This window comes from Corallococcus sp. Z5C101001 (genome assembly GCF_007352635.1).
Classification (GTDB): domain Bacteria; phylum Myxococcota; class Myxococcia; order Myxococcales; family Myxococcaceae; genus Corallococcus; species Corallococcus silvisoli.
The window spans coordinates 251,319-274,592 of sequence record NZ_VKLU01000013.1 but is presented as its reverse complement, the minus strand read 5'-3'; the positions used below and the strand labels follow the sequence as shown (position 1 = coordinate 274,592).

The following is a 23,274-nucleotide window of genomic DNA, read 5'->3' as shown; positions in this document are numbered from 1 at the left end:
ATGGGGATGACCTTGCACACAGGCCACATCGCTCCCGCCACCTTCGCCGTCAGTCAGGTGCGCTGCGAGAAAGACCATGTCCGCTCTCGCGACTGCGCGTATCAGGTCGCCTGGAACATCAACCCGCACATGAAGCCCGGCGCGGTCGCGTGGCGGCGCGCCTGCCGCCAGCACCGGGCCTTCCTGCGCGCGCTGCGCGACGCGGGGGCGGGCTTCTTCGAGCTGCCCTTCGTGCACGGCGCGTTCGACTCCGTCTTCGCCAAGGACAACGCGGTGCTCGTGTCGCAGGAAGGCGAGCTGCGCGCGCTGCTGGCCACCATGCGCCACGGACAGCGCCGGAGCGAGCAGTGCGCCCGCGCCCGGTGGCTGTCCGCGCGCGGCTTCGACGTCATCGAGCCGCCGCGCGCGCACATCGAAGGCGGGGACGTGGCCATGCTGCCCGCGGGCCGGGGCGCCCTGCTGGGCTTCGGCCCGCGCTCCACGCAGCGGGCCGCGGGCGTGCTGGAGGCCTTCCTCGCCGTGCCCGTCACGCCGCTGGAGCTGTGCGACCCGTACCTCTTCCACCTGGACACCGCGCTCACCGTCCTGTCCGACGGCACCGCGCTCGTGTGCCTCGAGGCCTTCACCCCCGAGGCGCTGCGCACGCTGTCGCGCACGGAGGGCATCCAGCAGCTGGTGCCCGTCCGCCGCGAGGACGCGCTCGCGTTCGGGCTCAACCTGGTGGAGGTGGGAGACACCGTCATCATCGGCGCGCGCTCGCCCCGCGTGGAGGCGCTGCTGCGCGGCCTGGGCCGCTGGCCCGTCTGCGTGCGGTTGGATCAATTCCACCTGGCCGGGGGCAGCGCGGCGTGTCTCGCGGCGCGCGTGCACCCCCTGCCGCCCCTGTCCGCCAGGCTCTTGCGCGAGGGGCGCGAGCGCGACCGGACCGGGTCGCTCTCCGCCTGACGCTGGACAAACGAAGACCTCCCCGGCGGCGGGCGCGCGGGGAGGTCCGGGTGAAGCGGGGCGGGGCGCTACGGCTGTTCGCCGGAGGCGTCCGGCGCGCTCAGCCCTTCGGCCTGCCAGAAGCGGCGCGGGTGTCCGTCCCCGCGGGTGCCGCCGGAGAGCTTGTCCACCCAGGGGTACTTCTGGGCCTCCTCGGCGGTGTAGCCCAGGTTGAAGACGGTGGCGCTCTTGGGCTTGTCCGCCGCCTTCTCGTACAGCGTGCCGAACACGCGGTCCCAGAAGTAGTTGGTGATGCCGTAGTTGCCCTGCTCGTTGTGGAAGTGGTGGGACATGTGCAGCCGCTTGATGTCCTTCAGCCACTTCTGCTGGGGCGCGTAGTTGAGGTGCTGGATGCAGTGGCAGAACTCATAGAAGCACGTCGTCACCATGCCCCAGCCCAGCGCCGCCGCCGCGCCCGAGCGCCCGCCGATGAGGTAGCCAATCGGCGTGAGCACCAGCGCGATGGTGGGCAGGGTGGTGTGCAGCGCGCCGAAGAGCACGCGCAGGTCGTGCGGGTCCTGGTGGTGGTCGAAGTGGATGCGCTTCCACGTCACCGCCGTCGCCGCGGACTTGTAGAGGAACCGGCCGTGCAGGATGTACCGGTGGATGAGGTACCAGCCGAACGGGTACGCCACCGTGGCCACCGCCACCGCCGCCGCCATGCGCGCCGGGTGGTCGAACCACTTCACCGACAGCACGATGCAGGTGATGCCGATGAGGATGTAGGCAACGACGGCGTAGTAGGTGAAGAACGAATAGACCAGGTCGCGCAGCGACATCCGGTCGAGGTTGTGCTTCCGGTTCAGGAAAGAGACCGCCACGGGTATCCCCTCACGATGGCTCCGGCGCGAAATCCCATCCGCCGGAGGTGCACAGGGCACGAAGGCTCGCTCGCATCCCGGCCCTGGGGCGATGCGGCGGTTCCTGAGCTATCAGCCCGGAGGGCCCTTGGCTCAAGAACGGCGAGGCACCTCTTAGCGTCTTCCTGGAAGCATTGAGAAGCCCCACTGCTGACGCAACCGTACTTTGTCGGGCGGTTCGGGCGTCTGGCAGGCCGGACTCCCTCCGACCCGGGGCCAGACTTCCGTGCCGGGAGCCCACACCCCACCTTTCCGCTCACAGACGCGAGCGATCGCACGAGGGGGCGGGACAGATGGCGCGCAAGGCACAGGAGCATCCGGGCGGTGGGACCCAGGCGGCGGGGCGCCCGGCGCGGCGCAAGAGCGCCCCCAGGAAGACGGCGAGCGCCCCGGCCCCCAACGAGGGCCGCCGCGTCGTGCGCCCGGACATCGCCGAGTACCGCGCCGCCGCGGAGGCCCAGGCCGAAATCGTGCGCGAGCGCATCAACGCCGCGCTGGAGGTCAGCCGGCGCACGCGCGAGGACATCGAGCAGCGCATCGCCGACCAACTGCACACGCCCCACGTCGCGAGGAAGGCCGCCGTCCCAGCGCGCAAGCGCACGCGCGCCTCCCCGCGCCCTCCCGCGAAGTGACCGGCGGCGCACCCGGGGGCGGGAGCGAAACCAGAGGTCGCGATTCCTGGACGTCCGGTCGGTCGCCGGGGCCGAGTTTTCGGCCTCGGACGCCACCTGCCGAGCGAGAACCGTGAGCCGTCGTCTAGGCCCGGCTCGCGGGGACGCGCGGGGCGGCCTGCGGCACCCCCTCCGCGCCGGAGGACTCCAGGTCCAGGGCGGAGAGCTTGTCGGCCAGGGCCTGCGCTGTGTCGCCCGCGCCCGGCAGGGACGTGGCCCGGGCCCCGATGAAGCACACGCGGGCCCGCTCCAGCAGGGCCACCTGGGCATGCAGCTGGGCGAAGAGGCGCTCCTGCCGCCGCGACAGCGCGTCCAGGTGGTTGAGCTCCTCTCCCAGGGAGGCGGCGGCGCGCTCCAGCTGGCGCCGGGCCACGCCGTCCTGGGCGTCCTGGGCGCGCTTCTTCAGCTCCTGCACCTGCGAATCCACGCTGCCCTGGGCCGCGGCGGACAGCTGGGCTTCCAGTTCGGCGTGGGACTCCGCGAGCGTGAAGGCGCCCCGGGCCAGCTTCCTCAGCACGGCCTGGAGCTTCGCGCCGCCCGGACCCGTGGCCAGCTTGCGCGACTCCGCCAGGCTCTGGCGGTAGAGGGTGAGCGCGCGGGTCACCAGGCCGCGCACCTCGCCGGTGAGCGTGGCCTCCAGGCGCATGCCCCACGTGGCCACCGGGTCCAGGTCGATGGCCAGGTTCACCGGCAGCGTGCCGATGCTCCAGAAGAGCGCCACCACGGCGTAGTCCACGAGCAGCGGGAAGTAGCCCAGGTTCGGGAGGAAGCGCGCGTTGAGCACGTCCTGGACGTACAGCCCCAGCACCGTGGTGACGGCGGCGGCCCCGGCGCCGAGCGCGAGCTGGGCGGGGGTGCCCACGCCGTCGCGCCCGTGGCCGCGCCACGCGAGCAGGCCCGCGGCGATGGCGCCCGCCGCCGCGTGCCGCCAGGGCGACGGCGCGCCCAGCACGTAGGGCAGGGCCGGCAGCAGCACCACCGCCGCGCGCACCAGGAAGCTGTACGCCGCCTGGGGCCTCACGGCGGTGACGGCCGCCGCCATCAGCGCGAAGTAGCCGGGCTCCACCGGGACGCGCAGCACCTGCCGCGCGACGCCGGCCACCAGGGCCATGGCCCCGGCCCCCACGAGCGCGTACAGGCAGCGCGACTCGAAGTCCTCCCGCCGGATGAGTTGGATGGAGAGCGACATGGCGCACCGTTCCGTACGGCTGGAGTGACTAGTAGGTGTTGTTCTGTCCGAAGTTCTTCATCGTCTTCTTCTTGAGGCTGAAGACCTCGCGCCGGACGTCATCGTCGCTCTGGGCGTTGCGATAGGCTGCCTGGGTCTGGTCCAGGTCCGCAAGCTCCCCCGCGAGCGCGTCCGCCGAGCTGCCGAAGAGTCGACGCGCGCTGCCCAGCAGGTCGAGCGCTCCGCTGCGGTTTCCACTCTTCATCGCCTCCGCGGCCGCGTGCAGTTGCTGCGTGCCCAGCGCGCGGATGGCGTGCACCCGAACGTCCCGGTCCAGGTTGGCGTGCACCACCTGGTCGTCGTTCGTCACCTTCGCGCCCAGCGCCAGCTTCACCTGGGCGGGCAGGTCCGCCGTCACGTCCACGTACGACAGCGCCGCGTCCAGCACGGTCAGGTCGGTCGCGTCCGAGGGCGCGGCCAGCGTCACCTTGGCCACCACGCGCGCGGACTGGCCGCCCGTCAGGTCGTACAGGGGCACGTGCACGGTGTTGCCCGTGCGCGTAGAGGGCAGGCCCATCACCTCCAGGCCGCTCACGCCCGGCGGCAGGGTCAGCGTGAGGCTCACGTCGCGGGCGACGGTGCTGGCGGCCTGGTCCAGCTCGCGCGTGAAGATGGCGGCCAGCTCCGCCGAATCGTTGATGAAGCCGGAGAAGCCGCCGCCGCGCTCGGCCATGCCGCGCATCAGCACGTCGTCGAAGCCCGCGCCCACGCCCAGCGCGCTCACGGTGATGCCCGCCTCGCGCATCTTGCCCACCACGGAGAAGAGGCCCTCGCGGGAGGTCACGCCGTCGGTGGGCTGGCCGTCGCTCAGCAGGATGGTGCGCGTCACCCGGTACTGCTTCGCGTACGGACGCAGCGCCTCCGCCGCCGCCGTCAGGCCGCCGCTCATGTGGGTGGAGCCGTTCACCTGGATGGCGTCGATGGTCTTCAGCAGCGTGGCGCGCGTGGCGTCGTTGATCTCCACGCTGGGCGCCACCGTCACGTCGGAGCCGAAGTGCACCAGGGCCAGCCGGTCCCCCGTCTTGAGCTGCTTCACCAGCGCCTGGGAGGCGCGCTTCGCGTCGGCCAGCTTGCCACCCTCCATGGAGCCGGAGCGGTCCACCACCAGCGCCAGGTTCACCGGCACGCGCTGGGGGTTCTCCGGAGAGCGCGCCGACAGCTCGAACCACGCGAACGCCTCACCCGGCCCCGCCTTCACGTACGCGCCGGACAGCTTGCCCGTGAGCTCCACCGGGCCGGCCCTGCCGGACGCCGGCTGGCCCACGGTCACGGGCAGCACCAACTGGATGGGCGCCTCGCCCGGCTGCACCACCGTGTGGGTCTGGTCCACCGGGGAGGTGGCCGCCGCTGGCGCGGGGGTCGTATAGCGCCGGCGCAGGTGCCCGTTGGGGAGCCGGTCGAATTCGTATCCGGAGTCCGTGGGCTGGGTCGCCGGGGCCTGCCGGAAGGTGGAGAACGCGTCGAGCGCCAGCGCGCCCACGAACAGCAAGCCAGCGAGGGACAGCAGCAGTTTGGTGCGGTTCATGCGCGGCACGACCTTGTGATGGGAGCGGGCGGACGAGCACACGCTCGCAGAGCCCCTCCCCCAGCGCATCGGTCAGCGGGAGGACCCTCCTCCCGATGACCGATGGAGCGGATCCGCGCCGCTTCGCCTCCGCGTCAGGCCGCGTCCGGCGGGCCGTGGCGCACGAGCTCCTCCACGGCGCCGCGCACGCGGGCCTCGTCGAAGGGCTTCTCCAGGAGCGGGTTGGGGATGCGCTCCAGGAACTCGCGCGCGCCCGCGGTGAAGGCCCCGCCGGACACGAAGACGAAGCGGCGCTCCAGCCCCGGGTGGTCGCGCCGCACGGCCTCGTACACGTCCCGGCCGGCCAGGTCCGGCATCATCACGTCGCACAGCACCGCGTCGAAGTCCGGCGCCCGCGCCATGCGCTCCAGGGCCTGCCGGCCGCTGGTGGCCACCTCCACGTCGTGGCCGCGCAAGAGCCGCTGCAGCACGCGGCCCACCGCGGGCTCGTCATCCACCACCAGCACGCGGCCCCGGGGCACCGCGGGCGTGGCCGGCGCGGGGGCCTCCGGTGCCTGGGGCGCGGGGGTGGGCGGCGGCGCGGGCAGCACCACGCGGAAGGTGCTGCCCTGGCCCACGGTGCTGTCCACGGCGATCTCCCCGCCCAGCCCGCTGATGATGCCGTGGCAGATGGACAGCCCCAGGCCGGTGCCCACGCCCACGGGCTTGGTGGTGAAGAACGGATCGAAGATGCGGCCCAGCACCTCCGGCGCGATGCCGCTGCCCGTGTCGCGCACCTCCACCACCACGTGTCCGCCCTCCGCGCGCGTGGCGAGCACCACCTCGTGCGCGTGCGCGGAGCCCTCCGGGATGGCCTGCGCCGCGTTCACCACCAGGTTGAGGAACACCTGGCACAGCCGGCCCTCGTTGGCCATCACCTGGGGCACCGTGCCGTAGTCGCGCCGCAGCCGCGCGCGGTGGCGGATCTCATTGGCGGCCATCATCACCACCGAGTCCAGCACCGCGTGCACGTCCACCGGCGTCATGCGCTCTTCGTCCGGCCGCGAGAACGTCTTCAGCTGGCGGACGATCTGCCGCACGCGCTCGGCGCCCTCGCACGCCTCGCCCAGCACCTCCTGCCACTCCGTCACGTCCGGCGGGCGCACCCCGCGCGAGGACGGGTGGGGCGACAGGTGGTGGCGGAACTCATCCGACAGGAAGGCCAGGTTGGAGAGCACGAACGCCAGCGGGTTGTTGATTTCGTGCGCGATGCCCGCCGCCAGCGTGCCCACCGACGCCAGCCGGTCCGCCAGCGTCAGCCTCGCCTGCATCTGGCGCTGCTCCGTCACGTCGCGCGCGATGGACACCACCGCCGGCTGACCGTCGAAGCGCAGGGGCAGCGACGCCAGCTCCACCACGCGCGTGCGCCCGTCGCGCAGCACCAGCCGGCGCTCGCTGGTGAGCGTCGGCGTGTCGGTGGAGGGCGTGCCCGGGCCCGGCACGTCCGCCAGGAACTCCGACAGCCGGCGGCCCACCAGCTCCTCCGCGCGCTCGAAGCCCAGCGTGGTGACGAGCACCGCGTTGGCGTAGACGATGTGGCCGTCGCGCTCGATGGCCGCGGGGTCGGGGAAGCCCTCCATCAGCGCGCGCAGGCTGGCCTCGGAGCGCTTCAGGGCCTCCTCCACCTGGCGCCGCTCGGTGATGTCGCGCGCCAGGCCCTCCACCGCCACCACCCGGCCCGACGCGTCCGTCACCGGCGCCACCACGTGCTCCAGCCACAACAGGCGCCCGTCGGGCCTGAGGAAGCGCAGCTCCACCGTCGCGCCGTCCACCGTCTGGGGCGACTCCAGCAGCCGCTCCAGCGCGCCACGGTCCTCCGGGTGCACCTGGCGGTACCACAGCTCTGGATCCGCGTAGTGCGCCTCCGGGCCCAGGCCCAGCTTGGCGTGCGCCACGCGGCTGACGTACGCGAAGCCGCGCGGCGGCTCGCGGCGGTAGAGGTACAGCACGTCGGACGCGTTCTCCGCGAGCTGGCGGAAGCGGTGCTCGTGCTCGCGCAGCGCCCGCTCCGACGCGCGCCGCTCCAGCGACACGGAGATGGCGCCGCTGGCCGCGGACAGGAGGTCCACCTCCAGCCGGTCCCACTCGCGCGCCTCGAAGCAGTTGTCGAACCCCACGAAGCCCACCAGCCGGCCCTGCATGCGCAGGGGCAGCACCAGCAGCGACAGCACGCCCTGTGGATCCAACAGCGCCCGTTCGCTGGCGGGGAAGGTGGCCACGCGGCCGGTGACGACCTCGCCGCGCTCCAGGATGGGCACCCAGCGCTCCAGGTCCGGCTTCACCGGCAGCTCCTGGAGGAGCGGGTTGTCGATTTCGGGCGTCACGCCGGGCGCGCACCACTCCGCGCGCTGGCTGCACACGAGCGTGCCCTGCGCGTTGGTGTGCGTCTCGAAGACGTAGACGCGGCTCGCGCCCGCGGCCTGTCCCAGCGGCGCCAGCGCGGTGGCGTACAGGTCCCCGCCCCCGGGCACCGACAGCAGGCGCTGCTGCATGTCCACCAGCGCGGTGAGGTAGCGCTCACGCCGGGCCAGCGCGTCGTCCGTGCGCTTGCGCTCGGTGATGTCGTTGAGGGTGCCCGCCATGCCCCGCAGCGTGCCGTCGTCGTCCACCGTCACCCGCGCGAACACCTCCACCCAGCGGAAGCCCCCGTCGCGCGTGAGGTAGCGCACCTCGTGCTGGACGTACTCGCGCTCGCGCGTGAACAGGGCCTGGCACACCGCCAGGGCGCGCTCCCGGTCATCCGGGTGCACGAAGTCCAGCGCGGGCCGGCCCAGGCACTCCTCCACGGGGAAGCCCGTCACCTCCGTCCACGCGGGATTGAGGAAGGCCCAGGTCCGCTCCGCGTCCGTCTGGAAGACGACCTCCTGGAGCGTGTCGATGACCTGCCGGAAGCGGCGCTCGGTGGGAGTGGTGCCGTCAGGCCGGGTGAACGGCGTCTGCATGCGGAGGGCTCGCGGTGGAAGAACTTGGCCGTGCGGACGGAACGTCCCGGGACGCGGACGTGGACAGGCGAACGATTGAGGATCGCCGCCATGCAGGCAAGGGGCCTATGGGAAGAGCGTGAGGATGCAAAGCATTCCCTGTGATTGAAGGTGAAGCGGGCTTTGGGATCCGTCTTCCTTCCCGGGAGGCGGAGATGACACCATGATGCGTGCGGAGAGCCTCGGCATGTCTTCTGGCGCCACGTCCAAAGCCTCCCGCCCGGAGTCGGATCCCCGCATGACGGACGCGGACGCACCCACCCTGTCGGCGCGCGTCATGGACGGAGGGAGCCCCGGGGGCTCCGACGAAGGCTTCGTCCTCGTGGACCGCACGGGCCGCGTCATGGCCTTCAACGCGCAAGCCACGGTGCACTTCGGCATTCCGGCGCCCCCGCACCTGGACCAGGCCCGTCTGCCTGGGTGCGAATGGGTGCGGGATGACGGCACACCGCTGCCGCCGCACGAAGCGCCGCTGGCGCGGGCCCTGGCGGGTGAGGCGGTGGCCGCGGCGGTGTGGCGGGTGCGCCGCCCGGACGGGGCGCACGCCCTGCTGAAGGCCGAGGCGGTGCCGGTGATGGGGGGAGATGGACAAGCCGCCGCGGCGCTCCTGCGCACCCGCGCGGTGGAGGTGCTGCCCGCTCCGATGCGGGACGCCTCGCGCCTGCTGGCGGAGGCGGGCGCGCTCCTGGGCGCGTCGGTGGACGCGGAGGCGCCGTTGGAGCCGCTGCTCCAGCTGCTGGTGCCCGCGCTGGGCGATGGTGCCGTGTTCATCCTGAGGGCTCCGGGCGCCACCCCGCTGGAGGAGGGCCTGCGCGTGGCGGCGTCGCTGCACCGGGACTCGGGCCGGCACGGGCTCTTGCGCGAGCTGCTCGGCCGCCATCTGCCGGATCCCTCCGTGTCGGGCGACCTGCCCGCGGTCTTCTCCTCCGGGGCGGTGGGGCGCCTGCCCATCCTCTCCGAGGAGCACGTGGCCGCCGCCGCGCGGGACGCGGAGCACGCGCGGCTGATGCGCGAGGTGGGCCCGCACGGATGCCTGAGCGTTCCTTTGGGCGCGCGCGGCGGCGTGCTGGGCGCGCTGCTGGTGCTGCGCTCGGACGTGCGGCATGCCTTCGGCGCGGACGAGGAGTCCTTCCTGGTGGAGCTGGCCCACCGCACCGCGCTCTTCCTGGAGAACGCGCGGCTGTTGCGCGAGGCGCGCGAGGCGGTGCGCCAGCGCGACGAGTTCCTGGGCATCGCGAGCCACGAACTCAAGACGCCGCTCACGCCGTTGAGCCTCAAGGTGCAGCTGCTCCAGAAGCAGGTGGTGGTGCTGGCGCGCGAGGGCAGGGAGGTGCCCACCGAGCGCGTCGCGGAGGCCCTGGACGTGGTGCAGCGTCAGGTGCGCCGGCTGTCGGGGCTGGTGGACAGCCTGCTGGACGTGTCGCGCATCACCGCGGGCCGGCTGCGGCTGGAGCTGGAGGAGCTGGACCTGGCGAGCGTGGCGGCGGAGATCCTCTACCGCTTCTCCGCCGCGGCGGCGCAGAGCGGTACGGAGCTGGGCCTGGAGGCGCCGGTGCCGGTGGTGGGCCGGTGGGACCGGCTGCGGCTGGAGCAGGTGGTGACGAACCTGGTGTCCAACGCGCTCAAGTACGGCGCGGGCCAGCCGGTGGTGGTGGGCGTGGAGGCGCGGGGCACGCTGGCGCGGCTCACCGTGAAGGACCACGGCATCGGCATCGCGCCGGACGACCTGACGCGCATCTTCGAGCGCTTCGAGCGCGCGGTGAGCGACCGGCACTACGGCGGTTTGGGGCTGGGGCTCTACATCACCCGCCAGATTGTCGAGGCGTTCGGCGGCACGGTGCGCGCCGCCAGCGCTCCCGGCGAGGGCTCCACGTTCACCCTGGAGCTGCCCCGGGGCGACATCCCGGAGGAGTGGCTCACCGCGCAGGCGGCGCCGGGGCCCACCGGGGAGTAGCGGGCGCCTTCAGGCGACCTCCAGCACGGTCCATTCGCGCACCTCTCCCGCGAGCGTCACCTCCACGGTGTCGCCCGCGCGGCGGCCCAGCAGGGCGCGGCCCACGGGAGAGCTGGGGGTGATGACGGAGAGGAAGCCGTCGCCGCCGGGGCCGGTGAGCTCCGTGCCCGCGCCGGCGGGGAGGACGAAGAAGGTGCGCTCGGCGAAGCCGTCCTCGTCCTCGGTGCTGACGTCCACCAGCGCGCCCAGGCCCACGGGTCCCTGGCGCGGGAAGCGGGGCAGCTCCTTCTGGCCGAAGGCGGTGAGCGCCTGAAGCTCCTCCTGGAGGCGGCGGGCGCGCTGGGCCTGCCCCGTGGCCAGGCTGCCGTACTCGATGGCGGCGCGGCCGTCCTCCTTCTTCTCGGACTCGGTGGCGAGGCTGCGCGCGGCCTCGCGGGCGTCGGCTTCCGCGCGGTGGGCCAGCCGGTCGCTCTGCTGAAGCCGGTCGGCCAGTTGGTGGAGCAGGGTGTGCTTGTCGAGTCGCATGGGTGTCGTTACAGGACTGTAGCGTCCAGGGAAGGGGGCTCCAGTTTTCGGCCCGGCCGGGCCGGGGGCTTGGGGTTACGATGAAGGCATGACGCCTCAGGAACGCTCGCAGAAGGCCCACGAACTGGTCGCCCACGGCGCCGTGCTGCTGGACGTGCGCACCCCGGAGGAGTTCCAGCAGGGACACCCGGACGCCGCCCGCAACATCCCCGTGCAGGTGCTGGCCCAGCGCCTGTCGGAGGTGGGCCCGGTGGGCACGCCCGTGGTGGTGTACTGCGCGGCGGGCGGCCGCAGCGCGGTGGCCGCGGAGCTCCTGCGCAAGGGCGGCTTCCCGGACGTGTTCGACCTCCAATCCGTGAAGAACTGGTAGCCAAGGGCCCTCGGCCGGGGCCCGCGTGACAGCGGGCCCGGTCTGGGTCAGCGTGCGCCCCGCGCGCCATGCAGACCCGCACCACTGGCTTCCTCCTCGTCGCTCTCTCCGGCGCCTCCTTTGGCGCGCTGGGGCTGTTCGCGCGGCTCGCCTACGCGGCGGGCGCGGACATGCCCACGCTGCTGTTCCTGCGCTTCACGCTGGCGGGCCTGGTGCTCGCCGGGGTGATGTTCGCCAGGGGCGGGCGCTGGCCCCGGGGCCGGGTGCTGGGCGGCCTGGTGCTGCTGGGCGCGCTGGGCTACTTCGCGGAAGGCAGCGCCTACTTCATCGCGCTCCAGCACGCGTCCGCGGGGCTGGTGGCGCTGCTGCTGTACCTGTTCCCCGCGCTGGTGGCGGTGCTCCAGGTGGCCCTGGGCCGCGAACACCTGAGCCGTCCGCGCTGGCTGGCGGTGGGGCTGGCCCTGTGCGGCACGGCGCTCACGGTGGATCCCGGCCCGGACGCGGAGCCGCTGGGCATCGCCCTGGGCGTGCTGTCGGCGGTCATCTACGCGCTCTACGTCCTGTCCAGCGCGCGCGTGGTGGGCCCGGCGGGGCCGCTCGCGGCGAGCACCGTCGTCCCGCTGTCGGCGGGGCTCGCGTTCGGCCTGCTGATGCTGGTGAAGGGCCCGTCCTTCCCCCGGACGCCCGGGGGATGGGGCGCGGTGATGGGCCTGTCGCTGCTGTCCACGGTGGTGGCCATGCTCACCTTCTTCGCGGGCCTCAAGCGCATCGGGCCGGTGAACACGTCGCTGCTCTCCACGCTGGAGCCGGTGATGGCCGTGGTGCTGGGCGCGCTCTTCCTGGGCGAGCGCCTGTCGCTCCGTCAGGGCCTGGGCGGCCTGCTCATCCTCGTGGCGGTGGCGGTGCTGGCCCGGTCCGACCCGGGCCCGCAGACCTCCGCGTCACAGGCAGCCGGGGCCTGAGCGCGGGGGTCGCCCTCCCGTCAGGCCGCGGCTACAGGCGCTCCAGGAAGTGGCGCACGTCGTCCACGAAGCGCCGCGGGCGCTCGGCGTGCGGGGCGTGGCCGGTGTCCGGATAGAGCAGGTACTTCGAGCCACGGATGGCGCGGGCCAGGGCGCGCTGCTCGTCCACGGAGAAGAAGCCGTCGTGGTCGCCGCTGATGATGAGCGTGGGCACGCGCAGGCGTCCCAGGCGCGCGGCGTGGTCCTCCGCGATGAGGCCGTCCAGCGCGTCCTGCCACACGCGCGCGGGCAGCTTGGAGCTCTCCGCCACCAGCGTGTCCAGGTAGGACGCCGGTACCGGCGCGTGGAAGGTGCTGGCCTGGAAGTCGCGGATGAACGCCGGGTCCACGGGGTCCGTCAGCGTGTCGACGAACTCCTTCAACCCCAGCGCCACTTCGTTGCCCGCCACCGTGGGCGCGGAGCCCACGAGCACCAGCGCCTTCACGCGGCCCGGGGAGTCCAGCGCCACCTGCTGCGCGATGAAGCTGCCCATGGAGTGGCCCACCAGCACGGCGCGCGAGAGGCGCTTCGCGTCCAGGAAGGCCACCACGTCCTTCGCGAACGCCTGCTGCGTGTAGCAACACGCCGGGCGGGACGAATCGCCGTGGCCCCGCTGGTCCAGCGCGTAGACGTGCACGTCGCGCGGGAAGTGGGGCAGGTCCAGGTCCCAGGTGTGGTGTGAATCCGTGTAGCCGTGCAGGAAGACGACGGCGGGCCCGTCGCCGCGGCCCTGCTCCACGTAGCGGAGCGTGACGCCGGTGGGCAGCCGCACGGAGCCCTCGCGCGGGGTGGTGCCTCCCTGGCGGTCGGAGTCCTCCAGGGCCTCGGAGGCTCTCGCGAGTCCAGGCTCGGCGCCCGGGGCCGCGTCGGGTCCACAGCCGGCGAGCAGCAGCAGTGCGAGGAGTGAGGGAAGGGTGCGCGTCATGCGTCAGGGCCTCGGGGATGGGACGCGGTGGGTCGGTCCACCGCGACGCACGCCATCCTAAAGTGACCTCTGACATCGCTTCCGGAAACCTGCCCTGGCAGGTCACTTCCGACCTGTCAGGACGGGTCGGTTCCACCCAGGGGCTTCAGGGCCGGCGCGCGAAGATGAACTCGCCCACGCCGCCCAGGCGCTGCTCGCGCTTGAGGATGCGGAAGCCCGCGCTCTCCACCAGCCGGAAGGTGTCGCGGTTGAGGCGGCAGCCGCCGGACAGCTTCCGCCACGCGGGCGTCAGCAGGTCCTGCGCGGTGGCCAGGGCCCCTTGGGGCGCGCGCACGTGCTCCAGCAGGCGCAGCTCGCCGCCCGGCCGCAGCACCCGCATCACCTCCGCGAGCGCGGTGGCCGGCGCGTCCACGCAACAGAACACCAGGCTGGACACCACCGCGTCGAAGGACGCCTCCGTGAACGGCAGCGCCTGCGCATCCGCCTGGAGCAGCGCGACGCCGCTCCTGCGCGCCCGCGCCCGCGCCAGCGCCCCCAGGTCCACGTCCACCGCCGTCACCGACGCCACCGTGGCCGGGTAGCCCGGGAGGGCCAGGCCCGTGCCCGCGCCCACCTCCAGCACCTTGCCGGCAAGCCCCTCCACCAGGTGCCGCCGGGCGGCGTTGAGCCCCACCCACCCCAGCGGCGCCATCAGCGCGTCGTACGCCAGTGCCTTCACGTGGAAACCCCCTCCGTCACGAAGCCAAACGCCAGACGCCCGGACCTAGCGCGCGGTCTCCACCCGTCCCTGCGGCGCCGGCGGCTTGTGCGAAGGCGCGCTCGCGGTCTGCTTGCGCAGCAGCCCCCACACGCCGTACGCCACCAGCAGCAGGCTGCCGTACTGCGCGGGCGTCAGGCCGAAGTAGCGCGCGTCCACGTACGACAGGTCCGTGGCCCGGAGGAAGTCCAGGCAGAAGCGGGACACCGCGTACAGCAGCGCCAGGAGCGGCAGCAGCCGCCCCTTCATCCGAGGCATGTCGCGCACCGCGTAGAGGATGCCGGTGAGGGTGAACAGCACGATGGCGTCGTAGAAGCCCAGGTCGTGCCGGTTTCCGTTGGGGAACTGCACGGCCAGGAAGAAGTCCGTCAGCTTGCCCGGATGGTCGTGCACCGCGAAGCACCCCAGCCGCGCCACCGCCCACCCCGGCGCCACGCCCAGCGCGAAGCTGTCCGCGTAGTCGCCGAAGCGCAGCTTCTTCATCCGGAAGAACACCACCGCCGCCAGGATGCCGCCCAACAGGCCGCCAAAGGACGACAGGCCATCCCAGAACTTCAGAATCTGGAACGGGCTCTTGGACAGCTCCTCCGGGTGGTAGAAGAACAGGTGCACCCAGTGGCCGAAGAGCATTCCGGCCGCCACCCCCCACATCGCGAAGTCCGCCAGCGGGTTGGGATCCAACCCCTCGCGCTCCGCCTGCTTCGTCAGCAGCTTCGCGGCCAGCAGGATGCCCGCCGCCACGAAGACGTTGAAGGGGTTCAGCTCCAGGGGCCCCAGCTTGAACGAGGGGGCATGCCAATAGGGAATCAAGGGGGCTCCAGAAAGGCCAGGGACCCGCCCGGGCAAAGGCCCGGAGGATGGAACGCGAACAATCGGCGCATCCCGGGCTTCCCTCCACCTCTTTTTCCACCCCACGCCCGCTGGATTCGCAAGCCCCACGCGAACGCCCCCTCGCGCCCACGCCCCTCCTGCCTGCCCCTTCCCCACATCCGCTGGCGGACAGACCCCCTGTGCGACCCCAGGCATTGCCCTCGTTCCACGGGGGGAATCCGTTGTCTTTCCGGAGGTTCAGGGAAGCCGAGTGAGGACCGAGACACCAGACAAGAGGTGTCTATTACGGAAATCCCGTGATTTTTTGTCAGGGGGCCGCGGTCAAATCACACGGTTGGGCCCCGCGAGCGGGGAGAGGGGAGGGCAGGCGATGACATGGCTCCGGGCGACGCCCGCGAGCCCAACCCACCGGAACCCGAAGGGGCTTGTCAGGGTCCCCAGGTGGGCGCGGTCTTCACGCGGGTGCTCCCCCTTCGGGGCCCTGCGCGGATTGGTGGTTCAAGGAGCACACCTCATGAAGTCTTTCTTGTTGGTACCCAAGGAGTCCATCGAGACGCAGGCCCGGGCCGGAGTGCGTGGCACGGCACGGGGCGAGCGCGTCCTCAGCCGCAGCACCGCGCTGCGCTTCAGCTCCGCCGAGAAGGCCCCCGAAGCCCTCACCGCCCTCGGTTTGAGGTCGGCCACGTTGCCGGGCGAGAAGCCCGCCAGCGGCGGCAAGGAGGCCCGCGGCCGCAAGCGCGCGAGCAGCAAGGTCGCGCGCGACGTCGACGCCACGCCCATGCCGGGCGCGCCCGTGACGGAGCCGACCGGCGCGGAAGCCGGCAGCTATCGCTTCATGCCGCTCATCGGCGCCACCATGGCGCACTTCTACTCCCAGGACGCGGAAGCGGCGGCCCGGGGAGAGCTGGCGAAGGAGTTCGAGTTCATCCCGGACGTGGTACCCCTGTCCTTCCCGGGCCCGGTGTCGGCCGGACAGACGGGGCCGCGCAACCGCGGCATGAGCTCGCTCGCGCAGCGCGAATGGCCCGACGAGTCCGGAGTCCCCCTGGCGCACGCCCAGGGCATCCGGGGCGCCGGCGTGATGCTGGGCATCCTGGACACCGGCGTGGACGCGGACCACCCGGAGCACGCGAGCAAGACCATCCAGTTCCGCTACGTCTCGCTCTTCCCCAACTCGCCGCACAACCCGGCGCGCGACGTGCGCGGGTTCGATCCGGACGGCCACGGCACCCACGTGTGCGGCATCGCCGCGGGCGTGCACCACGGCGTCGCCCCGGAAGTGGACCTGTACGCCGCGTCCGTCATCGAATCGGAGACCATCCGCACCAGCCTGGGCCGCGTGGCCGCCGGCATGGAGTGGCTGCTGCACCAGTTCAGCCGTCCGGAGAACGCCTCGCGTCCCGCCGTGGTCAACCTCTCGCTGGGGTTCCCCCTCCAGCCGCCGCCGGGCATCTCCGAAGCGGACTACCTGCTGAATCAACGCGCGCTGCAGGCCATGCTGCGTCGGCTGTTGGACAGCAACATCCTGCCCATTGTCGCCGCGGGCAACAGTGGACCCGACACGGTTGGTTACCCAGCGGCCTTTCCCGAGGCACTGGCTGTAGGGGCAGTCGACTTCGAGCGCAACGTGGCCACTTTCTCCGCGAGCGGCGCCGTGGGGCGGCGCGTCGTGCCTGACGTCATGGGCTACGGGGTGAATGTGTATTCGTCTACTGAACGCCGCTGCAACAATCAGGCGTTCTATGAACGAATGAGTGGCACAAGCATGGCGGCGCCGTATGTCGCAGGTATCGCCGCGCTGTATCGTTGCCGTGCCCCTGACTTGACGGCGTTGGAAGTGAAGGATTTGATTCTGGGCAATGCCATCAAGCTTCCTCGCTCGGCCAACCACCGGACGGGGAAGGGCTTGGCTGTGTTCAGGTGACGCGGTAGTTGCCAGGGCCGGTGCCAGGTGAGCACCGGACCTGGGGGAGGATGTAGGCCATGCGCAGGAAGAATGGCGTGCCGGGCGGATCTCAAGACTTATCGGCCCGGATGTCCTCCGTCGCCGTCGTGCGCGCGCTGCCGGGCTCCGGTGCCCAGGAGCGCGACGCACAGCCAGGGGGCGACATCGACGTCACGGTGATGCCCCGGGAAACGGCCGCGCCGAAGCGTGGCTCCGCGTCCTCGCGGGCTCCCTTGCGTTCGCGCGCGGAGGTCTATCAGGCGGGCCTCGCCGAAAACGCCCGCTTCCGCGAGAGCTTCATGCTCTGGCTGGAGGCTCACCAACTCGTGGGCTCCGTGCGCGCCATGAGCGAGCCGGGCGGTTCCCTGCCCATGCTGCACCTGAGATGCGCCCCGCGCGTCCTGGACCAGCTGCGCCGCGCGCCGGAGTTCGAGGCAGGCACCATGATGCCGCTCGAACGGCAGTACTAGCGTCATTCCACCGCAAACAACCTCCCGTCACAGGCCCCGCGCCCACCCTGGGCACGGCTGGCGTGCCTCCGTCAGCCTCCGGGCCCCGCTTTCCTTGTCAACGGAAGGCGGCCCCCGGCGGTCTAAACCACCCGTCGGAAGGAGCGCCCTCGTTGGGGGGCGCTCTGGCTTCCGAACCCGGGAGAACCGCCCTCACCGAGGTCCACCGGTGGAACCGACGGGGGAGGCCGCTTCTTCCTGATTAACCTAGAAACTCGGGATTGCTGAGCCCGAAAGCCACTGCACGGGGGACCCATTCATCTGTCTGGGATTGAACACGTTCAGTCCACCCGGCAGGCGTCCTCGAAAGCCAGACGAGGGTTGCGCGGGAAGAGCTTCGCCGGGTCGCCGTAGCCCAGGTTGATGAGGAAGTTCGACTTCCAGCCGGTGCCCTGGAGGAAGGCCTCGTCCACCTTCGCCTTGTCGAAGCCGCCCATGGGGCCGCAGTCGAGCCCCAGGGAGCGCGCGGCGAGGATGACGTAGGCGCCCTGCAGGGAGCCGTTCATCAGCGCGAGCTGCTCGCGGGCCTCCTGCGTCATCGCCGTGAAGACGCCCTTCATGTCGCGCGCGGGGAAGAGCTTCGGCATCTGTTCGTGGAACGCGGTGTCGTACGCCACGATGGCCGTCACCGGCGCCTGCATCGTCTTGTCCACGTTGCCGGGGTTGAGCGCGGGCTTGAGCCGCTCCTTGGCCTCGCGGCTCTTCACGAACACCAGGCGCACCGGCTGGGTGTTGACCGCGGTGGGCGCCATGCGCGCCAGCTCGTAGACGCGGCGCAGGGTCTCGTCCGTCACCGGCCGGTCCTGCCAGCCGTTGTGCGTGCGGGCCGAGGTGAAGAGCTGCTCCAGCGCGCCCGCGTCCAGGGCCGTGTTCGTCGGTGCCATCCGTGTCCTCCTGTCGTCGTGACACCGCATGGGTACCGGTGAAGCTTTTATTTTGCAAGTTACTTACTAAAAGTAAGCAAGTGGCCTCATCCCTGACGTGGGAGAGGGGCGGCGCTATACTCAGGTGGGAGGCCACGTGATGCATGACGACCTGAAGCCGATGTGCGCGCGGTTCCTGGCGGCGTCCGAGCTGCTGGGCCGGCGGTGGACGGGCGTCATCCTGCGCATCCTGCTGGACGGGCCGTGCCGCTTCGGGGAGCTGACGGAGCGCATCGGCACCATCAGCGAGCGCGTCCTGTCGGAGCGGCTCAAGGAGCTGGAGGCCGAAGGGGTCATCGAGCGCCACGTCGACCCGGGCCCGCCCATCCGCTCCGAGTACCGCCTGACGGAGAAGGGTCAGGCGTTCTGGAAGGTCATCGACGAGCTGGGCAAGTGGGCGCAGCGCTGGGCGGACGTGAAGCCCTCCGCGCCCAGGGCCGTGGCGGCGAAGGCCCCTCGGGCCGCGACCCGGAAGCGCAAGGCGGGCTAAGCGCTTCCGGACGTCCTGCTTCGCGGGACTAGAAGTTGAGGCCGCCGTCCACGTCGATGGTGCGGCCGTTGAAGTAGTCGCACTCGATGACGAACTTCACGGCCACCCAGATGTCCTCCGGCAGGCCGATGCGGGCCACCGGGATGGAGGCCACCAGCGCGTCGCGGGCCTTCTGGTTCATCCCCTGCGTCATGGGCGTTTCAATCATGCCCGGGGCGATGGCGCCCACGCGGATGCCGAACGGGGCGAACTCGCGCGACCAGGTGACGGTGTTGGCGGCGAGCGCGGCCTTGGCGGACACGTAGTTGGACTGGCCGCGGTTGCCGTGCCGCGCGATGGACGACATGTTGACGATGACGCCGGGGCGCTGGTCCGTCTCCACCATCTTCGTCACCACCTCGCGCACCATCAGCGTGGCGCCGGTGAGGTTGACGCCGATGACGGCGTTCCAGTCCGCGGTGGACAGCTTCTTCACCTGGCCGGTGGTGCGGTCCTTCTTCACGAGCAGCGCGTCGCGCAGGATGCCCGCGTTGTTGATGAGGCCGTTGAGGCCGCCCATGGCGCCGTGGGCCCACTGCACGAAGTCCGTGACGTCCTGCTCGTTGGACACGTCCAGCTTGCGCCGGTGGATGCCCGCCGGCAGCTCCGCCAGCCGCTCCTCGTTGACGTCGCCGACGGCCACCTGCCCGCCCGCCTCGTGGATGCGCTGGGCGAAGTGCGCGCCCATGCCCTGCGCGCCACCCGTCACGATGATCTTCAGGTCCTTCAGCTGCATGTGCCTCTCCTTGGGCGTGTCCGAAAAAACGCGCGCAGGGTACGCACACCGCCCCGGCCCTGGCCAGCGCCGTGGAGCCTGAAACCTGAATCGCCCTTCAACTTTTTCGGGACCCGACCCCCGACGCGGTGCGTTGGGGGCGGGGAGAGGCGGCCGCGGCGCGTCGGCTACAGCGCGTCGGAGATGACGGCGCCCAGCCGGCGCATGCCCTCGGCGATGAGGTCCGGCGGGCGGTTGGAGTAGTTCAGGCGCATGAACTGGGGCTGCTGCGCGTTGGCGAAGAAGGGCGCGCCGGGCACGAAGGCGACCTTCTGGTCGATGGCGCGGGGCAGCAGCGTGGCGGCGTCCAGGCCCTTGGGCAGCTCCACCCAGAGGAACATGCCGCCGTCCGGCCGGGTCCACTGGGTGTCCTGGGGCATGTGGGCCTCCAGGGCGGCGAGCATCGCGTTGGCGCGCTCGGCGTAGATGGGCATCAGCGCCGCGATGTGGCCCGCGTAGTCGAAGGTCGACAGCAGCCGCGCGGTGGCGCGCTGGGCGAGCGTGGCGGTGTGCAGGTCGGTGGCCTGCTTGGCGATGGTGAGCGACTTGAGCAGCGCGCGCGGCCCCGTCACCCAGCCCAGGCGCAGGCCGGGGGCCAGCGTCTTGGAGAAGGTGGACAGCGACAGCACGACGCCCTGGTCATCCAGCGACGCCAGCGACGGCAGGTGCTCGCCGCGGAAGCGCAGCTCGCCGTACGGGTCGTCCTCCAGGATGAGGAAGCGGTGCTCCTGCGCCAGCCGCACCAGCGCCTTGCGGCGCTCCAGGGACAGGGTGGTGCCCTTGGGGTTCTGGAAGTTGGGGATGACGTAGAGCAGCTTCGGCTGGCGCTTCTTCACCAGGGCCGCCAGGTCGTCCGTGTCCATGCCCGCGTCGTCGCTGCGCACGGTGGCGAAGTCCACCTCGTAGCCGCCGAAGGTCTGGAGCGCCGCCAGGTAGCTGGGGTCCTCCACCACCACGAGGTCGCCGGGGTCGAGCAGCACCTTGCCCACCAGGTCCAGGCCCTGCTGCGACCCGCTGGTGATGAGCACCTGGTCGCTGGCGGTGTGCTGACCCTTGCGCGCCAGGTGCGCGCTGATCCACTCGCGCAGCGGGCCGAAGCCCTCCGTGGTGCTGTACTGGAGCGCCGGGCGGCCCTCCGTGGCGAAGGTGTCCTCGAACGCCTTCGCGATGGCGTCCAGCGGGAAGAGCTCCGGGGCGGGCAGGCCGCCCGCGAAGGACAGGATGTCGGGGCGCTCCGCGACCTTGAGGATCTCACGCACCGCGGACGTCTTCATCCGGGACATGCGCTGGGACAGCCGGTAGGCCGGAGGAGGGGGCAGGGGTGCACTCATAGCGTCCGCGCTCATGTTCATTCTCCGTTCAGCAGCTCATCGGGGACACGCACATGCGTGTCTTCCTTCAGGGTCGACAGGACGATGGTGGTGCTCGTGCGCGTCACGCCCGGGATGGTGCGCAGCGTCTCCACCAGCAAGGTGTCCAGCGTCCGCGTATTGGCCGTCTTCACCTTCAGGACGTACGAGTCCTGTCCGGCGACGCGGTGGGCCTCCAGCACGTCCGGCAGCTCCGCCACCTTCCGAGCGAAGCCCTCGAAGTGCTTCGGGTGTTCGATGCTCACCCCGATGAAGGCGGTGATGTCCTTGCCCAGCTGCGTCGCGTCCACCCGCGCCGTGTAGCCGGTGATGACGCCCTTCTCCTCCAGCTTGCGGATCCGCTCCGCGACCGCTGGCTGGGACAACTTCACCCCGCGTGACAGCTCCAGCTGCGTGGCCCGGCCATCGCGCTGAAGCATGTCCACGATTCGATAATCCAGGGCGTCCATGGGGCGCTGAACCTTATTTTTATAGGCAGTTCTGGCGAACGACGGTGAAGTTATATGCAATCGCCAGGGAGTGCAAGGCCGTTTGTACGCAAAATTGTCGAAGGTGGCGAACGGTTTTCTTCCTGACCGTTCACGTCCCCTGAAAGGGCCTTCATGGGTGCCTGCCCGCCAGGTCTCCGGGGCCGGAGCGCCCCGGCGGAAGGTGGCATCGCGCAAGCGCCATGGCAGTCCCCCCGTGGGGAGGGGTGGCCCGGGTGGACACTTCGCGAGAGGGGGCGCGCGTGGTCCGGAGTGTTGACGCCCCGCGTTCATGTCTGTCGTTGACGCAGGGAGCCATCCGTCCGCTTTTGACAGGGCGGTCTTACGGGTGTTACCCGTCCTGAAAGATGAATCGCCCTTCAACTTCAGAACGCGTTCCGGTCACCCCTCGCGGCCAGCGGACGCGGCAGAAGCTGTTGAAGGCCGCGGAGGCGGTGTTCGGGGACAAGGGCTACGAGCGCGCGTCCATCGCGGACCTTACGCGCAAGGCCAGCGTCGCGCTGGGCACCTTCTACGTGTACTTCCCGGACAAGCAGTCCATCTTCGTGGAGGTGGTGGACGAGCTGGGCGCGCGCCTGCGCCGCCTCATCGCGGAGTCCACGGTGTCGTGCACCACGCGGCTGGAGGTGGAGCGCGAGGGCCTGCGCGCCTTCTTCCAGTTCGTGCGCCAGCACCCCAACCTCTACCGCGTGGTGCGGCAGGCGGAGTTCGTGGACGCGGACTGCTACCGCCGCTACTACGACCGCTTCGCCAAGGGCTACGTGCGCGGCCTCACCCAGGCCATGGACGCCGGCGAGGTGCGCCGCATGGACCCGGAGGCGCTGGCCTACTGCCTGATGGGCATTGGCGACTTCCTGGGCATGCGCTGGGTGCTCTGGGAGGAGGACCCGGGCCTGGAGCGCGTGCTGGACACGGCGATGACGCTCCTGTCCCACGGCCTGCCCCCGGACGCCTCCGCCGCGCGGCCCCACCTGCACGCCGTGCGCGCCCCGAAGCCGGCGTCGAAGTCTCCGAAGTCCCCGAAGCCCACCCCCCCGAAGTCGTCCCGCCGTCCGTCACGCGGTCCCCGGAGCTGAAACACCGTCATGCGTTACGCGAACATCCTGTCCACCGGCCGCTACGTCCCCGAGAAGCTGCTCACCAACGCCGACGTGGAGAACATCCTGGGCGAGAAGGTGGACGAGTGGCTCCAGCAGAACGTGGGCATCAAGCAGCGCCACGTGATGGCGGACGACCAGGCCACCAGTGACCTGGCCGTGGCCGCCGCGAAGGAGGCGCTCGCCCGCGCGAAGGTGGATCCGAAGGAGCTGGACCTGGTGCTGGTGGCCAGCGATACGCCGGACTACCTGAGCCCCGGCACGTCGTCCGTGGTGCAGGCGAAGCTGGGCGCGGTCAACGCGGGCACCTACGACATCAACGCGGCGTGCGCGGGCTGGGTGACGGCGCTGGACGTGGCGTCGAAGACGATCTCCTCGGACGACAGCTACCAGCGCATCCTGGTGGTGGGCGCCTACGGGATGACCCGGTACGTGAACTGGAAGGACAAGAAGACCTGCACCCTGTTCGCGGACGGCGCGGGCGCGGTGGTGCTGGGCGCGTCCGACAAGCCGGGCTTCCTGGGCGCGAAGCTGCTCGCCAACGGCGAGTACCACGACGCGCTGGGCATCTACACGGGCGGCACGAACCGGCCCGCCACGGCGGAGACGCTGAAGCTCACCGACGGCAAGCCCGCGGTGCAGTTCGTGCGCAAGTTCCCCTCCACGTTCAACACCGAGCGCTGGCCCATCCTGCTGGACACGCTGCTCAAGCGCGCGGACCAGACGCTGGACGACGTGAAGCTGTTCGTCTTCACGCAGCTGAACCTGCGCACCATCGAGGCGACGATGAAGGCGCTCAACCAGCCCATGGAGAAGGCGCACTACACGATGGACAAGTGGGGCTACACGGGCTCCGCCTGCATCCCGATGACGCTCGATGACGCGGTGATGCAGGGCAAGGTGAAGAGGGGCGACCTCGTGGCCTTCTGCGCCAGCGGCGGTGGCCTCGCGATGGCGTCCGCCCTCTACCGCTGGACGGCCTAGGCG

22 protein-coding genes are annotated in these 23,274 nt (G+C 71.4%); 10 read left to right on the top strand and 12 right to left on the bottom strand.

Features of this window, described 5'->3' with window-relative positions; translation table 11 throughout:
• Positions 1–6 precede the first annotated feature (6 nt).
• Entirely contained in the window at positions 7–945 is a 939-nt protein-coding gene (locus tag FOF48_RS28190; protein WP_143906494.1) for a dimethylarginine dimethylaminohydrolase family protein, read from the top strand.
• A gap of 68 nt (positions 946–1,013) precedes the next feature.
• Here the strand turns inward: FOF48_RS28190 and FOF48_RS28185 are convergent, their stop codons facing one another.
• Entirely contained in the window at positions 1,014–1,763 is a 750-nt protein-coding gene (locus tag FOF48_RS28185; protein ID WP_143906632.1) for a sterol desaturase family protein, read from the bottom strand.
• Between the two features lie 374 nt (positions 1,764–2,137).
• On the opposite strand from FOF48_RS28185, the gene FOF48_RS37295 reads away from it, so the two are divergent.
• Complete coding sequence (locus FOF48_RS37295; RefSeq protein ID WP_255442758.1) at positions 2,138–2,476, top strand: hypothetical protein; 339 nt, start codon at positions 2,138–2,140, stop codon at positions 2,474–2,476.
• A gap of 124 nt (positions 2,477–2,600) precedes the next feature.
• On the opposite strand, the gene FOF48_RS28175 is transcribed toward FOF48_RS37295, so the two are convergent.
• The 3 genes from FOF48_RS28175 to FOF48_RS28165 all read right to left on the bottom strand — a co-directional run bounded on the left by FOF48_RS28175 (position 2,601) and on the right by FOF48_RS28165 (position 8,249).
• Complete coding sequence (locus tag FOF48_RS28175; RefSeq protein ID WP_143906492.1) at positions 2,601–3,704, bottom strand: hypothetical protein; 1,104 nt, start codon at positions 3,702–3,704, stop codon at positions 2,601–2,603.
• A gap of 28 nt (positions 3,705–3,732) precedes the next feature.
• Positions 3,733–5,268, bottom strand: a complete 1,536-nt coding sequence (locus tag FOF48_RS28170) for a VWA domain-containing protein (RefSeq protein WP_143906490.1) — start codon at positions 5,266–5,268, stop codon at positions 3,733–3,735.
• A gap of 134 nt (positions 5,269–5,402) precedes the next feature.
• The gene (locus tag FOF48_RS28165; RefSeq protein WP_143906482.1) at positions 5,403–8,249 is read right to left on the bottom strand and encodes a PAS domain S-box protein; all 2,847 of its coding nucleotides are present in this window, start codon (positions 8,247–8,249) and stop codon (positions 5,403–5,405) included.
• A gap of 277 nt (positions 8,250–8,526) precedes the next feature.
• Between FOF48_RS28165 and FOF48_RS28160 the strand changes: the two genes are divergently transcribed.
• Entirely contained in the window at positions 8,527–10,242 is a 1,716-nt protein-coding gene (locus FOF48_RS28160; protein WP_235685560.1) for a GAF domain-containing sensor histidine kinase, read from the top strand.
• Positions 10,243–10,251: 9 nt separating this feature from the next.
• On the opposite strand, the gene FOF48_RS28155 is transcribed toward FOF48_RS28160, so the two are convergent.
• Complete coding sequence (locus FOF48_RS28155) at positions 10,252–10,767, bottom strand: GreA/GreB family elongation factor (RefSeq protein ID WP_143906478.1); 516 nt, start codon at positions 10,765–10,767, stop codon at positions 10,252–10,254.
• 88 nt (positions 10,768–10,855) lie between these two features.
• On the opposite strand from FOF48_RS28155, the gene FOF48_RS28150 reads away from it, so the two are divergent.
• Positions 10,856–11,137 carry a rhodanese-like domain-containing protein gene (locus FOF48_RS28150; protein ID WP_143906476.1) on the top strand — a complete coding sequence of 94 codons (282 nt, stop codon included), beginning with the start codon at positions 10,856–10,858 and terminating at the stop codon, positions 11,135–11,137.
• Between the two features lie 68 nt (positions 11,138–11,205).
• Positions 11,206–12,099 (top strand): DMT family transporter, encoded by an 894-nt coding sequence (locus tag FOF48_RS28145; protein WP_143906474.1) that lies wholly within the window; start codon positions 11,206–11,208, stop codon positions 12,097–12,099.
• Positions 12,100–12,130: 31 nt separating this feature from the next.
• Here the strand turns inward: FOF48_RS28145 and FOF48_RS28140 are convergent, their stop codons facing one another.
• The 3 genes from FOF48_RS28140 to FOF48_RS28130 form a co-directional block, all read right to left on the bottom strand.
• The gene (locus FOF48_RS28140; protein WP_143906472.1) at positions 12,131–13,063 is read right to left on the bottom strand and encodes an alpha/beta fold hydrolase; all 933 of its coding nucleotides are present in this window, start codon (positions 13,061–13,063) and stop codon (positions 12,131–12,133) included.
• 145 nt (positions 13,064–13,208) lie between these two features.
• Positions 13,209–13,781 (bottom strand): class I SAM-dependent methyltransferase, encoded by a 573-nt coding sequence (locus FOF48_RS28135; RefSeq protein ID WP_255442757.1) that lies wholly within the window; start codon positions 13,779–13,781, stop codon positions 13,209–13,211.
• Between the two features lie 45 nt (positions 13,782–13,826).
• Positions 13,827–14,630 (bottom strand): prolipoprotein diacylglyceryl transferase, encoded by an 804-nt coding sequence (locus tag FOF48_RS28130; RefSeq protein WP_143906471.1) that lies wholly within the window; start codon positions 14,628–14,630, stop codon positions 13,827–13,829.
• Positions 14,631–15,165: 535 nt separating this feature from the next.
• On the opposite strand from FOF48_RS28130, the gene FOF48_RS28125 reads away from it, so the two are divergent.
• Together FOF48_RS28125 and FOF48_RS28120 are read left to right on the top strand one after the other, a co-directional pair.
• Positions 15,166–16,575 (top strand): S8 family serine peptidase, encoded by a 1,410-nt coding sequence (locus FOF48_RS28125; RefSeq protein WP_143906469.1) that lies wholly within the window; start codon positions 15,166–15,168, stop codon positions 16,573–16,575.
• A gap of 110 nt (positions 16,576–16,685) precedes the next feature.
• Positions 16,686–17,066 carry a hypothetical protein gene (locus FOF48_RS28120; protein ID WP_235685561.1) on the top strand — a complete coding sequence of 127 codons (381 nt, stop codon included), beginning with the start codon at positions 16,686–16,688 and terminating at the stop codon, positions 17,064–17,066.
• Positions 17,067–17,386: 320 nt separating this feature from the next.
• On the opposite strand, the gene FOF48_RS28115 is transcribed toward FOF48_RS28120, so the two are convergent.
• On the bottom strand, positions 17,387–17,989 hold the full coding sequence (locus tag FOF48_RS28115) for a malonic semialdehyde reductase (protein WP_143906465.1): 603 nt from the start codon (positions 17,987–17,989) through the stop codon (positions 17,387–17,389).
• A gap of 139 nt (positions 17,990–18,128) precedes the next feature.
• Here FOF48_RS28115 and FOF48_RS28110 point away from each other — a divergent pair, with 139 nt between their 5' ends.
• Entirely contained in the window at positions 18,129–18,518 is a 390-nt protein-coding gene (locus FOF48_RS28110; RefSeq protein ID WP_143906463.1) for a helix-turn-helix domain-containing protein, read from the top strand.
• 28 nt (positions 18,519–18,546) lie between these two features.
• On the opposite strand, the gene FOF48_RS28105 is transcribed toward FOF48_RS28110, so the two are convergent.
• From FOF48_RS28105 to FOF48_RS28095, 3 genes are all read right to left on the bottom strand, one after another.
• Complete coding sequence (locus FOF48_RS28105) at positions 18,547–19,293, bottom strand: SDR family oxidoreductase (RefSeq protein WP_143906461.1); 747 nt, start codon at positions 19,291–19,293, stop codon at positions 18,547–18,549.
• 167 nt (positions 19,294–19,460) lie between these two features.
• A complete protein-coding gene (locus FOF48_RS28100) occupies positions 19,461–20,678 on the bottom strand; it encodes a PLP-dependent aminotransferase family protein (protein WP_143906459.1) in 1,218 nt (405 codons plus the stop codon).
• A 2-nt stretch (positions 20,679–20,680) separates the two neighbouring features.
• On the bottom strand, positions 20,681–21,151 hold the full coding sequence (locus FOF48_RS28095; protein WP_143906457.1) for an Lrp/AsnC family transcriptional regulator: 471 nt from the start codon (positions 21,149–21,151) through the stop codon (positions 20,681–20,683).
• 386 nt (positions 21,152–21,537) lie between these two features.
• Between FOF48_RS28095 and FOF48_RS28090 the strand changes: the two genes are divergently transcribed.
• On the top strand, positions 21,538–22,266 hold the full coding sequence (locus FOF48_RS28090; protein WP_143906455.1) for a TetR/AcrR family transcriptional regulator: 729 nt from the start codon (positions 21,538–21,540) through the stop codon (positions 22,264–22,266).
• A gap of 9 nt (positions 22,267–22,275) precedes the next feature.
• On the top strand, positions 22,276–23,271 hold the full coding sequence (locus FOF48_RS28085; protein WP_143906454.1) for a 3-oxoacyl-ACP synthase III family protein: 996 nt from the start codon (positions 22,276–22,278) through the stop codon (positions 23,269–23,271).
• Positions 23,272–23,274: the final 3 nt, after the last annotated feature.

Excerpts from the sequence above, each read along its gene's own strand:
- FOF48_RS28095 (WP_143906457.1), bottom strand. The coding sequence starts at position 21,151 with ATGGACGCCCTGGATTATCGAATCGTGGACATGCTTCAGCGCGATGGC.
- FOF48_RS28110 (WP_143906463.1), top strand. The coding sequence starts at position 18,129 with ATGCATGACGACCTGAAGCCGATGTGCGCGCGGTTCCTGGCGGCGTCC.
- FOF48_RS28085 (WP_143906454.1), top strand. The coding sequence starts at position 22,276 with ATGCGTTACGCGAACATCCTGTCCACCGGCCGCTACGTCCCCGAGAAG.
- FOF48_RS28155 (WP_143906478.1), bottom strand. The coding sequence starts at position 10,767 with ATGCGACTCGACAAGCACACCCTGCTCCACCAACTGGCCGACCGGCTT.
- FOF48_RS28140 (WP_143906472.1), bottom strand. The coding sequence starts at position 13,063 with ATGACGCGCACCCTTCCCTCACTCCTCGCACTGCTGCTGCTCGCCGGC.
- FOF48_RS28125 (WP_143906469.1), top strand. The coding sequence starts at position 15,166 with ATGAAGTCTTTCTTGTTGGTACCCAAGGAGTCCATCGAGACGCAGGCC.
- FOF48_RS28115 (WP_143906465.1), bottom strand. The coding sequence starts at position 17,989 with ATGGCACCGACGAACACGGCCCTGGACGCGGGCGCGCTGGAGCAGCTC.
- FOF48_RS28105 (WP_143906461.1), bottom strand. The coding sequence starts at position 19,293 with ATGCAGCTGAAGGACCTGAAGATCATCGTGACGGGTGGCGCGCAGGGC.
- FOF48_RS28190 (WP_143906494.1), top strand. The coding sequence starts at position 7 with ATGACCTTGCACACAGGCCACATCGCTCCCGCCACCTTCGCCGTCAGT.
- FOF48_RS28160 (WP_235685560.1), top strand. The coding sequence starts at position 8,527 with ATGACGGACGCGGACGCACCCACCCTGTCGGCGCGCGTCATGGACGGA.
- FOF48_RS28145 (WP_143906474.1), top strand. The coding sequence starts at position 11,206 with ATGCAGACCCGCACCACTGGCTTCCTCCTCGTCGCTCTCTCCGGCGCC.
- FOF48_RS28175 (WP_143906492.1), bottom strand. The coding sequence starts at position 3,704 with ATGTCGCTCTCCATCCAACTCATCCGGCGGGAGGACTTCGAGTCGCGC.
- FOF48_RS28090 (WP_143906455.1), top strand. The coding sequence starts at position 21,538 with ATGAATCGCCCTTCAACTTCAGAACGCGTTCCGGTCACCCCTCGCGGC.
- FOF48_RS28100 (WP_143906459.1), bottom strand. The coding sequence starts at position 20,678 with ATGAGCGCGGACGCTATGAGTGCACCCCTGCCCCCTCCTCCGGCCTAC.
- FOF48_RS28120 (WP_235685561.1), top strand. The coding sequence starts at position 16,686 with ATGTCCTCCGTCGCCGTCGTGCGCGCGCTGCCGGGCTCCGGTGCCCAG.
- FOF48_RS37295 (WP_255442758.1), top strand. The coding sequence starts at position 2,138 with ATGGCGCGCAAGGCACAGGAGCATCCGGGCGGTGGGACCCAGGCGGCG.
- FOF48_RS28165 (WP_143906482.1), bottom strand. The coding sequence starts at position 8,249 with ATGCAGACGCCGTTCACCCGGCCTGACGGCACCACTCCCACCGAGCGC.
- FOF48_RS28170 (WP_143906490.1), bottom strand. The coding sequence starts at position 5,268 with ATGAACCGCACCAAACTGCTGCTGTCCCTCGCTGGCTTGCTGTTCGTG.
- FOF48_RS28150 (WP_143906476.1), top strand. The coding sequence starts at position 10,856 with ATGACGCCTCAGGAACGCTCGCAGAAGGCCCACGAACTGGTCGCCCAC.
- FOF48_RS28185 (WP_143906632.1), bottom strand. The coding sequence starts at position 1,763 with ATGTCGCTGCGCGACCTGGTCTATTCGTTCTTCACCTACTACGCCGTC.